The 325-nt window shown below is 77.2% G+C and carries 1 pseudogene; it reads left to right on the top strand.

The window, feature by feature from the left end:
* Nucleotides 1-207 precede the first annotated feature (207 nt).
* A pseudogene (locus JHD73_RS29400) lies at nt 208-325 on the top strand (DUF2182 domain-containing protein); the annotation flags it as partial.

The following is a 325-nucleotide window of genomic DNA, read 5'->3' as shown; positions in this document are numbered from 1 at the left end:
CCCCCCCCCCCCCCCCCCCCCCCCCCCCCCCCCCCCCCCCCCCCCCCCCCCCCCCCCCCCCCCCCCCCCCCCCCCCCCCCCCCCCCCCCCCCCCCCCCCCCCCCCCCCCCCCCCCCCCCCCTTTTAAATGATCCGCCCACCACCGAGATCTACACTCCACGGCCTTCGTCGGCAGCGTCAGATGTGTATAAGAGACAGGTTGTGGGGCGAGCAGATCGCCAGCGCTTGCTGGTGTTGCTGGGCGCCGGCTACCTCACCGCCTGGAGCGTGTTCGGCCTGCTGGCACATGGGCTGCATGCGGTGCTGCTCGCTGGGGTGGCGCGGG

The sequence above is a fragment of the Ralstonia sp. ASV6 genome (assembly GCF_016429285.1).
Taxonomy (GTDB): domain Bacteria; phylum Pseudomonadota; class Gammaproteobacteria; order Burkholderiales; family Burkholderiaceae; genus Ralstonia; species Ralstonia flaminis.
This window is presented reverse-complemented; position numbering and strand designations above follow the sequence as displayed.